This window comes from Sorangium sp. So ce185 (genome assembly GCF_051526825.1).
GTDB lineage: Bacteria > Myxococcota_A > Polyangia > Polyangiales > Polyangiaceae > Sorangium > Sorangium cellulosum_D.
Genome location: NZ_CP150316.1, coordinates 12,471,113 through 12,485,012 on the forward strand (window position 1 = coordinate 12,471,113; position 13,900 = coordinate 12,485,012).

The window sequence follows — 13,900 nt, forward strand, 5'->3', positions numbered from 1 at the left end:
CGCGGCGCGCCCCAAACCGCGATCCATCGCCGCGCCGTCGCGGGGCGGCTTCTGGCCGGTCGTCGCCGATCGGTTAGGCTTCGGTCCCCCCTGCCCCGCAGAGCCCGCCATGCGCTTCCTCGTCGTCTCGCTGATCCTCATCGCCGTCCTCGGCCCCCTGGGCGTGTACGTGCACCGGCGGGCCTCCGGCCTGCTCGGCCTGGGCCCGCGCGGCCGGCGCGCGCTCGCCGGCCTGCTCGCCGCCGCCGTGCTGGCGATGATCTCCGCGCGGCTCTGGCGGGGCGCGCTGCCCGACGGCGTGGTCCGCGGGACGGTGCTCCTGAGCAACATCCTCTCGCTCACCGTCCTGCTCTCCGCGGTGCTGCTCGGCGTCGTGGACCTCGGTCGGCTGATCGCGCGGCTCGCGCGCGCCGCGCTCACGCGCGCCAGAGCGGCGGACGGCCCCGCGGACGCGGCGCCCCGCCCTGGCGAGGACGCGGAGCGCACCGAGGCCGGCGGCGCGGGCGAGCCGCTCCCGCCCCGCGCCGAGCCGCTCCCGCCCCGCGCCGCGCCGCTCCCGCTGCTGCCGACCGCTCCGCCGGCGCTCCCGCGCCGCGCCTTCCTCGCCAACGGGGCCGCCGGCTCGGCCTTCCTGATCGGGGGCGGCAGCGCGGTGTATGGCGCGCTCGTCGGGCGGCACGACTACGTCATTGAAGAGGTCGCGATTCCGATACCGGGCTTGCCGCGCAGCCTCGACGGCTTCTCCATCGTGCAGCTGTCGGACATCCACCTCGGGCTGTTCGTGGGCGAGCCGGAGATGCGCGCCGCCGAGGATCTCGTGCGCAAGGCGCGCGCAGATCTCATCGTGATGACGGGCGATCTCATCGATTTCGATCCTCGGTATGCCGAGCACCTCGGGCGGCTCACGCGGCGGCTCGGCCCGCTCGCCCGGGAGGGGGTCGCGGCGATCCCGGGCAACCATGATCACTTCGCCGGCATCGACGCCGCGCTCGACGCGCTGGAGCGCGGCGGCGCCCGCGTGCTGAGCAACCGGGGGCGCGTCGTCGGAGGGGCCGGCGGCGCGTTCGCGCTGCTCGGCGTCGATGACGTGTGGGCGCGAGGGCGCGTGCCCGGCGGCGGTCCCGACCTCGGCCGGGCGCTCGCCGACGTGCCCCGCGACCTGCCGCGCGTCTTGCTCTGCCACAACCCGGTGTTCTTCCCGGACGCCGCCGGCGAGGTGGCCTTGCAGCTCAGCGGCCACACCCACGGCGGCCAGGTCAACCTGCTGGTCCGGCCCGCCGACCTGGTGCTCCCCCACGGCTATGTCGCCGGGCTCTACCAGCGCGGCGGCTCGCACCTCTACATCAACCGAGGCTTCGGCACCGCCGGGCCGCCGGCGCGCATCGGCGCGCCCCCCGAGGTGAGCCGCATCGTGCTCGTCTCCGCCTGACGCGACGCCGCGCGCTCCCGTCGCTGAGCCCGCCTGTCGCGCGCCGCGCGCGCGACCCCGAGCGCGGCGGCGATCTCCGGGCGCGAACGCCCCGCCGAAGGTTCTCGATGTATTTCGGGATAAGGCACCTTCTCCGGTTCTTGATCCTCGCGCCGCGGGTGTTCAGGTTCTGAGGCGCGATGAGCGCGACGAGCCGACGAGCGCTGACGAGCCGACGAGCGCTGACGAGCCGGGGCCCGCGACGGGCGGTCCCCCTGCGAGGTCTCGCGATCCTCGCCTTCGCCGGCGGGTGCGCGGCCGCGCCGCTCGCGCCGGTGGGCCGCAGCGAGGCCCCCGTCGACCCGCCGGAGGACGCGCCCGCCCCCGCGCCCGAGCCTCCGCCGCCCGCGGAGGAGCCTGCGCTCGTCGCGCTCGAGGTCCCCGGCTTCGGGCCCGCGGTGGTCGTGCCGCCGCGCGGCGAGGGGCCGCGGCCGGTGCTCGTCGTCGCCCACGGCGCGGGCGATCGGCCCGAGTGGCACTGCGAGATCTGGCGCGCGATGGTGCGGGGGGCCGGGTTCGTGCTCTGCCCGCGCGGCAAGCCCATCGACGCTCGCATGCCGGACGGCGGCCGGATCTTCTATTACCCGGATCACTACGCGCTGAGCCGCGAGGTCGCCGCGGCGGTCTCGGCGCTGTCGAGCCGCTTCGGGGACCGGGTGGATCTCCGCGACCCGATCTACGCGGGGTTCTCGCAGGGCGCGATCATGGGCGCGCTGCTCTTGCCCGGGCACCCCGCGCGCTTCGCGCGGGCGGCGCTGATCGAGGGCGGCTACGGCGGCTTCGGCGAGTGGACGCTGGGCACCGCGCGGCGCTTTCGCAGCGGCGGCGGGGCGCGGGTGCTGCTCGCGTGCGGGCGGGCCGACTGCGCGGCGCAGGCGCGCAAGACGCAGGCGACGCTCGAGCGCGGCGGCGTCGCCGCGCGCGTCCTGCACGCCGAGGGCGCCGGCCACAGCTATGGCGGCCGGATGGAGCGCGCGCTCCACGAGGCGTACCCGTGGGTCGTCGAGGGCGATCCCCGCTGGCTCGATGGCCCCGCGGCCTCGGCGCGCGGCGAGGCCGCCCCCTCGCCGGGCGCGGCCTTGTCGTCGCCCGGCGAGGGCTTGCCCAAGCCGCGCGCGGCCGGCGCCCCTTCAGGCGGACGCGGCGGCGAGGCTGCGCGCCCGCTCGGCCAGCCCCTGCACGACCGAGTGGAAGCTCCGCAGCTGCCGCACCTTGCCCTGGCCGAACCGCCGCTCGATGCCGCGCCGGAGGGCCGGCACCCTGGCGGTCCCGCCCGTGCAGCACACGACGTCGACCCCGTCGAACGACAGGCCGGCGTCCTGCACCGTCTGGTCGAGCGCCCGTAGCACCGCGTCGATCTGCCGCTCGCTCCCGGCCTCGAACTCCTCGCGGGCGATGCGCTCGCGGAGGTGCATGGACGGGTAATCGAAGCGGAACTCCGCGACCGCCTCGCTGGACAGCGCGCACTTGCTGCGCTCGATCTCCTCGAACACGCGGAACGCCAGCGAGTCTTCCACCAGGCAGAGCAGGTTGTCCATGCGCTGCCGGTCCTCGGCCCCGAGCGACCACGCCTTCACGTCGCGGAGGAAGGCGAGCACGTCGCGGTGCTGGAGCACCGTCATGTCGGCCGGGGAGCAGAGCTTCTCGACGATGGGCCGGGGCATGGTCAGCTGGTTCGAGCCGAGCGGGACGCGGTAGGTGACCTCGGCGCCGAAGTGGCGGGCGATCTTGTGGCGCATGAGGCTGCCGTCGAGCGCGTCCCCGGCGATGGAGACGCCGCCGAGCGAGAGCACGTCGGACGGCGCGAACCCCTCCGGCCGCATCCTGACGATCGTGTAATCGGACGTCCCGCCGCCGAAGTCGGCGACGAGGACGACGGCCCCGCGGTCGAGCTCCAGGTGGAAGTCGTGCGCGGCGGCGACCGGCTCGGGGCAGAAGAAGACCTCGCGGAAGCCGGCGATCCGCGCCGCCCGCTCGAGCCGCTCCTCGGCGAGGCGGTCGTCCGCCGGGTCGGTCGAGAACTTCGCCGGCCTGCCCAGCACGACGCGGCCGACGTCCGCGTCGAAGTGGCGGTTCGCCCGGTCGCGCATCTCCCGCAGGAAGCGGCCGATCAGGTCCTCGATGGTGACGACCCGGTGCCCGATCTGCGTGCCGGAGAAGCTCCGGTCGGGCAGGTATTTCTTGATCGATCGGATGAAGCGGCCCTGCATGCCGTTCGCGACGAAGTCGCCGATCGCCGCCGCCCCGCAGGAGAACCGCGCTTGCCCGAAGAAGAGCAGGCTGCGGAGGACGGTCGGGTCGGCCGCCGCGTCGTCGAGCGGGATGGGCGGGCAGGTCGCCTCCGCGCTGGCCGCCGAGAGCAGCGAGTTGGAGGTACCGAAATCGACGGCATACACCTCGGGCCTGAATCGTGCGGACATGATCTCGCCTCCTCGTGGGGTGCTTCGCGGGCTCGCGGATCTCGCCGATTCGACCGCCTATTTACAAGCTGTCGAATGCATGAGAAAATATTGGCGGGCTCGCGGGATGACCGGATTTCGCCGCCCCACCCCGGCGAGCGTGGCGGTCAGGACACGCGCGTCACCCGCCGCAGCGCCACGCCGAGCGCGACGAGCGCCATCAGCGTCGGCAGCGCGACCACGCCGACGTCGATCCAACCAAGCCAGTCGGTCGGCTCGAGCCCGAGCGCGGGGATCGGCAGCGCGAACGCGTTGTAGGCCGCGGCGCCGAGCGCGAGGGCGCCGCACGAGAGGAACAGCCACCGGAGCGCCGAGAGGAGCCCCTTGCCGAGGCGCTCCATGGCCGGCCCGCTCCGCCAGCGCCCGATGACGACCCGGATCGTGCCGGCGAGCGCGACGAGCGAGAGCGCCCCCGCGACGCCCCCGGCGATGAGGATCTCGGTCTCGCTGAGCGCGCGCCGCTCGGTGATGCCGTAGACCATGCGCAGGACCATCGCCGCGCTCGTGAAGACCGTCGCGCCCGCGGCGAGGCTCACCGCGAAGGCGAGGAGCAGCGCGACCGGCCGGGCGCGCCGCGCCCTGCGCGTCACGTCGTCCGCCGTCTGCCCCTGGGCGTTGGGGATGACCACGGTCGCGATCTCGTCGTTCGGGGCGCCCTCGGTCACGGCCGTGGCGAGCGCGCGCGCCGGCCCGAACGGGTCCTGCATGTCGAAGTCCGCGAGCAGGCGATCGAGCTCCTGCGCGGACGGCGGCCGATCCTCGCGCGTCCGGGCCATGGCGCGCTGGACCAGCGCCTCGAGCCCCTCCGGGATGTTCTTGTCGATGTCGCGCGGGCGCCGCGGATCCTCGGTGAGCAGGCGGATCATGGTCCGGGCCGGCTCCTCCTCGGGGAAGGGGCGCTCGCCGGTGAGCATGCGGTACAGCACGGCGCCGACCGCGTAGATGTCCGCGCGGGAGTCGACGTCGGCCGAGCCTCGCGCCTGCTCCGGCGCCATGTACTGCGGCGTGCCGACCACCGAGCCCGTGCGGGTGAGATCGGCGCCGTCGAGCACCTTGGCCACCCCGAAATCGAGGATCTTCACGTGGATGCTGCCCCCCTCGCGCCGGACGAGGAACAGGTTCGACGGCTTGAGATCGCGGTGGACGACGCCGGCGGCGTGGGCCGCGGCGAGGCCCCGGCAGACCTGGCGCGAGATGGTGATGGCGGTCGGGAGCGGCAGCTTGCCGACCTGATCGAGGAGGCTGCCGAGGTCCTCGCCCTTGAGCAGCTCGGTCACCATGCACGGGCGCCCGTCCTTGAGGCGCACCACGTCCACGACGTCGATCACGTGCTCGTTGCCGACGCGCGCGATCGTCTGCGCCTCGCGCTCGAAGCGCGCCATCGCCTCGCGGTGGCTGGCGAAGTGCTCGTGCGGCACCTTGACGGCGAAGCGCTTCGGCAGGCGGATGTGCTCGGCGACGTAGACGCGGCCCATGCCGCCCGCGCCGATCACGCCGGTGATGCAGAAGCTCCCAGCGAGCAGCTCGCCGACCATCGGGTCGGTCGCGGTGACGCCCTGGAGCTCCAGCGTGGTCGCGTCGATGGGGCAGACGAGGAAGTCGAGCGGGTACCGGACGCCGCACGCGGGGCAGCGTCGGGTGGGTCTCTCCGGGGGTGCCTGCCGCGCCTGGTCCGGGTCGGCGTGCCTGGCTAGCTCGGCCATCGACCGGCAGTCTAGATCGAGAAGCAGGCCCCGGCGCGACGGATCGGCCACGACGGACGTGCCGCGCGGCGCTGGCCGACCGCGCCGGCGCCGCGCGGCGCCTTCCGGCTCACGCGCGCTTTTCCAGCCTCGCCAGGCGATTTCCAGCCTCGCGCGGCGCCTTCCGGCCTACACGCCGCCTTCCGGCCTCGCAGGGCGCCTTCCGGCCTACATGCCGCCTTCCAGCCCGCGCGGCGCCCGCCGGCGTCAGGCGGGGATGGCCTGGAGGTCTTCCCGGCCCCAGTGGCGGTGCCGTCGGATGGCGTCGATGAATGGTCGCCCGTCTCGATGGCCTCCCAGAGGTCGCGGCGGTGGAAGTCCGGGTCCTTGCCCGCGAGCTTCTGCGCCTCGTCCCAGACTTGGCCTTCGTGTACCTCGTCAGCGGCTCGTACGCCTGGAAGTAGCCGTGAGCGCCGGATCCGCGCGCGTGGACGACGCGCTCCGGGATCCGCTCGTGGTCGAGCGGGTTAGTTTCTCGCGGAAGTGAAAGTCCTCGAGGAGCGTCGGGCCGCGCGGGCCGGGCCTCAACGAGTCGTCGGTATGGGAGACGGGCGTCTCTTGATCGGTGGTGAGGTGCATGCCCTCGGGGCGGGAACGCACGGCTTCAAGGGCCTTTACCTTGTCGTCCTGGTCGCTTCCTGGATCACGGACATTCGATCTTTAGTTGCAATTACAATTTTGTTGCGTTTACGCGCGACGTCGGCTAGGCCGACGCCATGCACTCGCACAAGGAGGCTGCGCCGCACGGGCGCCGCGGCGCGATCTTGGCCGCTGTCTCGCGCGCGGCTCGGCTTCACCTCACGGCGGCGCCTCGCGCGAGCGGCGCCGGGGGGCGGCCGTGACCGGCGCGTCTGCGCTGCTCCTCGGGCTCGGGCTCGGCCTGCGCCACGCGACGGACGCTGACCATCTCGTCGCGATCGCCACGCTGCTCCAGCGCGAGCGCGGGCCGCGCCGCGCCGCGCTCGTCGCGGCGCTCTGGGGCCTCGGCCACTCCGCCACGTTCCTCGGCGTCGGGCTGCTCGTCGTCCTGCTCGGCCTGCGCGTCCCCGTGCCCTTCGAGACGGCGGCAGAGCTCCTCGTCGCGCTCATGCTCATCGCGCTCGGCGCATGGCAGCTCGCGCGCCTGCGGCGACCAGCGCTGGCGCCCGGTCACGGCGACGCTGCGCACGCGAGATCCGTCGCCGTCGGTCTCGTCCACGGGCTCGCGGGCTCGGCCGGGATCGCCCTGCTCGCGACGACGAGCATCCCCTCGCGGCTCTGGGCCGCGGCGTACCTCGCGCTCTTCGGCTTGGGGACCGTCGCCGGCATGGTCGCGCTGACCGTGATCCTCTCGTGGCCCATCGGTTGGACGCTGGCGCGAGGGGGCACGGCGCGCCGCACCTCGGTCGTCGCGGCAGCGCTGCTCGGCATCGCGACCGGCCTTCTGGTCGGAGCCGATGCCCTCTTCGGCGCGGGGGCGCAATGACCCGCTCGACCACGAACGAGACCCGGAATCGGAAGGGACCCATGAACCCAGGCAAGATCCCCGTCACCGTGCTCACCGGCTTCCTCGGGGCAGGCAAGACAACGCTCCTCAACCGCATCCTGACGGAGAACCACGGACAGCGCATCGCCGTCATCGAGAACGAGTTCGGAGAGATCGGCATCGACCAGGCCCTCGTCATCAACGCGGACGAGGAGGTCTTCGAGATGAACAACGGCTGCATCTGCTGCACCGTGCGCGGCGACCTCATCCGCATCCTCGGCAGCCTCATGAAGCGGAAGGACAGGTTCGATCACGTGCTCGTGGAGACCACGGGCCTGGCCGATCCCGGGCCGGTGGCCCAGACGTTCTTCGCCGATGACGACGTGCGTGAGCTGTTCGCGCTCGACGCGATCGTCACGCTCGTCGACGCGAAGCACATCCACCTTCACCTCGAGGACTCGAGCGAGTGCAAGGAGCAGATCGCGTTCGCGGACGTCATCGTGCTCAACAAGGCCGATCTCGTCACCGGCGGCGAGCTCGACGACCTCGAGCGGCGCCTGCGCGGCATGAACGCGCTCGCCCGCGTGCTCCGCGCCACGGGCGCCGACGTGCCGATCGCCGACGTGCTCGGCGTGGGCGGGTTCGATCTCGATCGCGCGCTCGCCCAGAGGCCGGCCTTCCTGGAGCCGGAGTACCCGTTCGAGTGGGCCGGCGCGTTCGATCTGGAGGAGGGCGACTGCGATCTCGCGCTGGAGCCCGGCCCCGACGAGACCATGGATGTCGTGGTCCTGCCCCTCGCGCCGTCCGAGGATCCGGGCGCGCGCGACGCGGCGGAGCGCGCCGTGCGGGTCTGGGCGGAGCCGCCGGCGCGCGTCGCGCCGGGCGAGCGCCTGGGGATCGGAGCGCGCCCGTCCCGGCTCGCCCTGCGCGCTCGGGGGACGACGCGATTCCGGCTCACCGCGCCGAAGCGCGGGCGTTACGGCCTGTATTTGCAGCACCTCCCGAGCGAGTTCGGGGCGCGGCTCGAGTCGGGCGGCGTCGTGGAGCCGGCGGGCTCGCGCGAGTTCGCTGCCGGGCACAGCCACGATGAGCAGGTGAGCTCCGTCGGGATCCACCTCGAGGGCGCGCTCGACCGCGAGCGGCTCACCCGGTGGGTCTCGGAGCTCTTGCGCGAGAAGGGCACGGACATCTTCCGGATGAAGGGCATCCTGAACCTCCGCGGCTGCGACAGCCGCTTCGTCTTCCAGGGCGTGCACATGCTCTTCGACGGGCGCGAGGATCGGCCCTGGGGGAGCGAGCGCCGCGCGAGCGATCTCGTGTTCATCGGTCGCAACCTCGACCGCGAGCAGCTGACCCGGGGGTTCCGGCGATGCCTGGCGTGACGGCGCGGGCGCCGCGCGGCAGGGCCCCGCGCGGCAAGACCGAGCTCCCGCCGCGCTGGCAGCTCTCCGCGGGTGACTACGTCGTCGCCCTGAGCGTGACGCCCGACGGCAGCCTGTGCGCGATCGCTACCGGCGCCGGTGCGGTGCTCGGCGTCGACATGCAGACCGGCGCGGTGCGCTGGCGCAGCGAGGCGCACCGGAACGGCGCCCTCGCGCTTCGGTTCTCCCCCTCCGGAGCGCTCCTCGCCACGTGCGGTCAGGATGGGAATGCGCGCCTCTGCGACCTGGCCGGCGCCCTCGTGGCCGAGCTCCCCGGCGGGGCGGCGTGGGTCGAGCACGTGGCATGGGCGCCCGACGGCGAGCTCCTGGCCACCGCCTCGGGACGCACCGTGCGCATCTGGACGAAGCGCGGCGAGCCGGTCGTCGAGACGGAGCCGCTCCCCAGCACGGTCGCCGCCCTCGCCTGGCGGGCGGATCGCGCCGAGCTCGCGGCGGCGTGTTACGGCGGCGTCTATCTCTGGTCGGTCGGCGCAGGGGCCACGTCGCGCCACCTCGCCTGGCAGGGCTCGCTCGTGTCCATGGCGTGGAGCCCCGACGGCAAGGTCATCGCCTGCGGGAGCCAGGACCGATCGGTCCACTTCTGGCGCCTAGCGACCGGGCAGGACTCCGAGATGCGCGGTTATCCCGCGAAGCCGAAGGCGCTCGCCTGGGACGCGCAGTCGCGCCTGCTCGCGACCGGGGGCGCGCCGGCGGTCACGCTCTGGGACTTCTCGGGGAAGGGCCCAGAAGGCACCCGGCCCATCGAGCTCGAGGGTCACATGGACACGTGCGTCCAGCTCGCATTCAGCCCGCGAAAGGGGGTGCTCGCGAGCGGCGCACGGGACCACGGTGTGCTGCTGTGGGAGCCGCGGCGGCTCACGAAGCCGGTGCGCTATGCGTTCCTGGAGGCCGAGGTTACCGCGCTGGTCTGGCACCCCGCGCATGCGGGGCTCCTCGGTGCGGACGCGTCCGGCACGGTCGTGTGCTGGCAGGTGGTGGAATAGCGGCGAGGGTGGCCGGGAGGCGAGCCCGTCCAGGCGACTGCCGCCCCGGGAGAAATTGTGATGACCGCTGCATGCCGTGGGGTAGGTTGTTTGCCTGGGGCCCTCATTCTCGTGGGTGACAGCTGCGGGGAGGTCGGGCCTTCCGAGGCTGATGCGAGCAGCCTCTTCCTGTTCCCGAGGTGCGTTTCCCCGTCGCTCGATAAGGAGAACAGCATGAAGGACCACGCGACCCACGACGAGCATGCACACGATCACGGCCAGGCGTGCGGACACCAGGCGATACGTCACGGTGATCACGTCGACTACCTGCACGACGGCCACCTGCATCACCGGCATGGCGATCATGTCGACGAGCACGTCCTCTCGGTGGACGACGACAATCCTGCGCAGTGTACCCCGAGCCATGCGTGCTCAGGGCATGACGTGAAGCACGAGCACGGCGATGGGTGCGGGCACCCCGCGGTCCCTCACGGAGATCACGTGGACTTCCTCGTCGACGGCCACTTGCACCACCCGCACGGCGGGCACTGCGACCATCACGGCAGCGTCCAGCTGATGGCGTAGCGCTCAAGCCAGGGCGTCGAGCGTCAGGACGACGCGCGGCGACGCTCCGGGCGGCGACCGGTGCACCGCGCCGCGGTCCCGGTTGCCTGGCCAGGCCTCGCCCTTGAGCAGCCCGACGTCGAACGGATCCATCCGGCGGAGGCGCGCGCCGGCGCGCAGCACCCCCGAGACCTCGTCGGGGACGCCGTTCGAGCGGTGTCCGAGCCGGTCCCGCCGGACGTCCGCGTGCTCTGCCCACTCCGTCCCCGGCCCGACATAGGTGGTCACCAGGCGGACGGTCACCATGTCGGCGTGGAGACGAGGGCACATGGGCTTGTCGAGCCGCGCGAGCCGCACGCCGATCCGCGGGCAGCCGGTGAGATCCGCGAAGAGCGAGATCAAGCCGCGCACGTCGTCGAGGAAGGCGTCACGCCCGGAAGCGTGAGGCGCTCCGGCAGCCAGCGCCGCGACGTCCGGCGCGCCGGGATCCACGAGCAGCGTCTCGGAGAGCGGCCGCGGCAGCAGCCGCCCGCGCACGAAGGCGTCCACGTCGGGGTCGATCCCCCTCCGCAGCACGCACACGCTCACCTCGGGCGCCGCGAGCTCGGCCAGGTCGGCGAGCTCCGTCACGAGGCGCGTCGAGCTGCCCGGCGCCGCGCGTGGCGATGCGAGATCCCCGGGGGCCTCAGCGGTCGTTGTCGTCATCATCTTGTGTTCGCCTTCTTCCGTGGGCGCCGCGGCATGAGCCGTCATGCCGCGACGAAGCATTTCGGGATCATGATGTCACGGGAGGCGCCTTTGATGCAATCAAGTTGCATTAGTACTCCGGGTGATGTAGTAGCCCTACGTCCGGCATGTCCTGGGGTCCGCTGCCGCGGGCCCGGGCCGCGGCTTGCCGCCGAGCGACGATAAGGAGATCACCGCGTGCGCGATATCATCAAGCTCGTCTCGTCTGCGGGGACTGGCTACTGCTACTACACGACCAAGAACAAACGGACGATGACGGAGAAGATGCAGATGAAGAAGTACGATCCCGTCGCCCGCAAGCACGTGATCTTCACGGAGGGGAAGATCTCGAAGGGGGGCGGCAAGTAAACGAGTAAACGAGACGCCGGAGCTCGTCACGGGCGCGTGAGGGGCCCTGATGGCCCTCGGCAGCGCAGCGCCTCGGCCGCGCAGCGCCTCGGCAGCGCGCGCGGACGCGAGCCCGCCACCCACGGCCGCCATCCCCGAAGACGCAGCTGTCCAGGTACTCTCCACCGCGCAGGAGCCGCCGCGTTCGTCGGGCGAGCCGGGCGCCCTGAGCCCCGGGCGCACCGGCCGGGGGGCCAGGTCGCGGTGAGCTCCAGGGCCCTCGCCGTAATCCGCGGAGGGCTCCTGCGTCTGCACCGGTCGACAGAGAGGTGATCATGTCGACCGCATCCGTCTCCGTTCCCGCCCCCCACGACACCGATGGGGCCGCCGTCCGCCGCATCGACCTGCCCGTCGAGGGCATGACCTGCGCCGCCTGCGTCCGGCGCATCGAGCGCGCCTTGCTCGCCACGGGCGGCGTCAGCGGCGCGAAGGTCAACCTCGTGACCCGCACGGCCACGGTCACCTTCGACCCGGCCGCCGCGTCCGAAAGCGCGCTCGTCGCCGCCATCGAGGACGCGGGCTACAGCGTCCCGGAGCGCGCCGCCCCGCCGGACAGCGCCGCTGCCGCCCCGGTCGGCCGAGCAGCCGCCGCCGAGGAGAGCCTCGACGGCGAGCGGCGCGCCCTCTCCCGGGACCTCGCGATCTCGCTCGCCCTCTCGGTCCCGCTGCTCGTCCTCGGCATGTCGCACGGCCGCATCCCGGGCGCCGACGGCGCGGGCGGCCGGCTCGTCCAGCTCGCCCTCGCGACCGCCGTGATGGTCGGCCCCGGGCGCAGGTTCTTCCGGCTCGCCTGGGCCGCGCTCCGGCACCGCGCGGCCGACATGAACACCCTCGTGGCCCTCGGGACCGGCGCCGCGTGGGTCTACTCGGCGATCGCGGTCGTCGCGCCGCAGCTCTTCCCCCACGCCGAGCACGGCGCGCGGCCGCACGTCTACTTCGAGGCGGCCGGGGCCATCATCACCTTCGTCCTGCTCGGCAAGCTCCTCGAGACGCGCGCCCGCAAGCGGCTCACCGACGCGGTGCGCGGGCTCGTCGCGCTCCAGCCGAAGACGGCGCGGCGCCTGCGCGCCGATCGGGAAGAGGAGATCCCGGCCGCGGCGCTCTCGCCCGGCGATCTCGTCCGCGTCCGTCCGGGAGAGCGGATGCCGAGCGACGGCGAGGTCGTCTCGGGCGCCTCGGCGGTCGACGAGTCGATGCTCACGGGCGAGAGCCTCCCCGTCGACAAGAGCGCCGGCGCGGCCGTGTTCGGCGGCACGCTGAACCAGAGCGGGCAGCTCACGGTGCGGATCACGAAGACCGGCGCCGACACCGCGCTCGCCCGCATCGTCGAGGCGGTCGAGCAGGCGCAAGGCTCGAAGGCGCCCGTCGCGCGCCTCGCCGACACCGTGAGCGGCGTCTTCGTCCCGGTGGTCCTCGGCATCGCCACGCTCGCGTTCGTCGCCTGGGTCGCGGCGGATCCGAGCGCGGCGGGGCTCGCCGCCGCGGTCGAGCGGTTCGTCGCCGTCCTCGTGATCGCCTGCCCCTGCGCCCTGGGCCTCGCGACGCCCGCCGCCGTGGCCGTGGGCACCGGCCGCGGCGCCGAGCTCGGCGTGCTCGTGAAGGGCGGCGCGGCGCTCGAGGCGGCGAGCCGCGTCGACACCGTCCTCGTGGACAAGACGGGCACGCTCACCGCCGGGCGGCCGCAGCTCGCCGCGGTGAAGGCGCTGGCGGACGTCCCGGAGGACGAGCTCCTGCGCCTCGTCGGGTCGGCGGAGCTCGGCAGCGAGCACCCGGTCGCGAAGGCGCTCGTCGAGGGCGCGCGCGCCCGGGGCCTCCCGCTCGCGGCGCCCGCGGCCTTCCGCGCCGACGCCGGCCGCGGCGTGGTCGCCCGCGTCGAGGGGCGGGAGGTGCGCATCGGCACGGCGCGGTACCTCGCCGAGCTCGGGATCGACGCCGCGCCGCTCGAGGAGCTCGCCGAGGGCCTCGCGCGGCACGGGAACACCCCGTCGTTCGTCGCCGTCGACGGCCGCCTCGCCGGCCTCGTCGCGGTCGCCGACCTGCCGACCCCCGAGGCCAAGGAGGCCGTCGCCGCGCTGCACCGGCTCGGCGTGCGGGTCGCGATGGTGACCGGCGACCGCGGGGCGACCGCGCGCGCGGCGGCGCGAGAGCTCGGGATCGACGAGGTGCTCGCCGAGGTCCGCCCCGAGGACAAGGCCCGCGTCGTGCGCGAGGAGCGGGAGCGCGGGCGCGTCGTCGCGATGGTCGGCGACGGCATCAACGACGCGCCGGCCCTCGCCGGCGCCCACGTGGGGATCGCGGTCGCGAGCGGCACCGACATCGCGGTCGCCGCGGCCGACGTCGCGCTCTTGCGCGGCGGCATCGCGGCGCTGCCCACCGCGCTGGGGCTCGCGCGCGCGACGCTGCGGACCATCCGCCAGAACCTCTTCTGGGCGTTCGTCTACAACGTGGTCGGCATCCCGATCGCGGCCGGCGCGCTGTACCCGCTGACCGGCTGGCTCCTGTCGCCGGTCCTCGCGAGCGCGGCCATGAGCCTGTCGAGCGTCTCGGTGCTCCTCAGCTCCCTGCGGCTGCGGCGGTTCGGGCGCGCGGGCTGACCTCCGCGCTCGACCGGGCGGCCTGGTCGCTCGGTCGGGCGCATGTACCCGTACAGGTCACATCGAATCC

The 13,900-nt window shown here is 73.7% G+C and carries 11 protein-coding genes and 1 pseudogene; 7 read left to right on the top strand and 5 right to left on the bottom strand.

Annotated elements, in window-relative coordinates:
• Positions 1–109 precede the first annotated feature (109 nt).
• Entirely contained in the window at positions 110–1,429 is a 1,320-nt protein-coding gene (locus WMF26_RS46040) for a metallophosphoesterase (protein ID WP_437997881.1), read from the top strand.
• Between the two features lie 1,169 nt (positions 1,430–2,598).
• On the opposite strand, the gene WMF26_RS46045 is transcribed toward WMF26_RS46040, so the two are convergent.
• From WMF26_RS46045 to WMF26_RS46060, 4 genes and pseudogenes are all read right to left on the bottom strand, one after another.
• Positions 2,599–3,888: an Hsp70 family protein gene (locus WMF26_RS46045; RefSeq protein WP_061625450.1), complete on the bottom strand. Its 1,290-nt coding sequence runs from the start codon at positions 3,886–3,888 to the stop codon at positions 2,599–2,601.
• 146 nt (positions 3,889–4,034) lie between these two features.
• Entirely contained in the window at positions 4,035–5,630 is a 1,596-nt protein-coding gene (locus WMF26_RS46050; protein WP_437997882.1) for a serine/threonine-protein kinase, read from the bottom strand.
• Positions 5,631–5,641: 11 nt separating this feature from the next.
• Positions 5,642–6,088 carry a catalase gene (locus tag WMF26_RS46055; RefSeq protein ID WP_438002490.1) on the bottom strand — a complete coding sequence of 149 codons (447 nt, stop codon included), beginning with the start codon at positions 6,086–6,088 and terminating at the stop codon, positions 5,642–5,644.
• Positions 6,028–6,269, bottom strand: a pseudogene (locus WMF26_RS46060) (catalase); the annotation flags it as partial. The pseudogene WMF26_RS46060 and the gene WMF26_RS46055, both read right to left, overlap by 61 nt.
• A 238-nt stretch (positions 6,270–6,507) precedes the next feature.
• On the opposite strand from WMF26_RS46060, the gene WMF26_RS46065 reads away from it, so the two are divergent.
• From WMF26_RS46065 to WMF26_RS46080, 4 genes are all read left to right on the top strand, one after another.
• Complete coding sequence (locus WMF26_RS46065; protein WP_437952388.1) at positions 6,508–7,134, top strand: high-affinity nickel-transport family protein; 627 nt, start codon at positions 6,508–6,510, stop codon at positions 7,132–7,134.
• Positions 7,135–7,175: 41 nt separating this feature from the next.
• Positions 7,176–8,516 carry a CobW family GTP-binding protein gene (locus WMF26_RS46070; RefSeq protein WP_437997883.1) on the top strand — a complete coding sequence of 447 codons (1,341 nt, stop codon included), beginning with the start codon at positions 7,176–7,178 and terminating at the stop codon, positions 8,514–8,516.
• Positions 8,504–9,559, top strand: coding sequence for a WD40 repeat domain-containing protein (locus tag WMF26_RS46075; protein ID WP_437997884.1), 1,056 nt, complete (start codon positions 8,504–8,506; stop codon positions 9,557–9,559). Before WMF26_RS46070 ends, WMF26_RS46075 begins: the two co-directional genes overlap by 13 nt.
• A 213-nt stretch (positions 9,560–9,772) precedes the next feature.
• Positions 9,773–10,123, top strand: a complete 351-nt coding sequence (locus WMF26_RS46080; RefSeq protein ID WP_437997885.1) for a hypothetical protein — start codon at positions 9,773–9,775, stop codon at positions 10,121–10,123.
• 3 nt (positions 10,124–10,126) lie between these two features.
• Here the strand turns inward: WMF26_RS46080 and WMF26_RS46085 are convergent, their stop codons facing one another.
• Positions 10,127–10,810, bottom strand: a complete 684-nt coding sequence (locus tag WMF26_RS46085) for a DUF1826 domain-containing protein (protein ID WP_437997886.1) — start codon at positions 10,808–10,810, stop codon at positions 10,127–10,129.
• 216 nt (positions 10,811–11,026) lie between these two features.
• Between WMF26_RS46085 and rpmG the strand changes: the two genes are divergently transcribed.
• Both rpmG and WMF26_RS46095 read left to right on the top strand, forming a co-directional pair.
• Positions 11,027–11,197 (top strand): 50S ribosomal protein L33, encoded by a 171-nt coding sequence (gene rpmG, locus WMF26_RS46090; RefSeq protein WP_437621769.1) that lies wholly within the window; start codon positions 11,027–11,029, stop codon positions 11,195–11,197.
• A gap of 314 nt (positions 11,198–11,511) precedes the next feature.
• Positions 11,512–13,830 carry a heavy metal translocating P-type ATPase gene (locus WMF26_RS46095; protein WP_437997887.1) on the top strand — a complete coding sequence of 773 codons (2,319 nt, stop codon included), beginning with the start codon at positions 11,512–11,514 and terminating at the stop codon, positions 13,828–13,830.
• Positions 13,831–13,900: the final 70 nt, after the last annotated feature.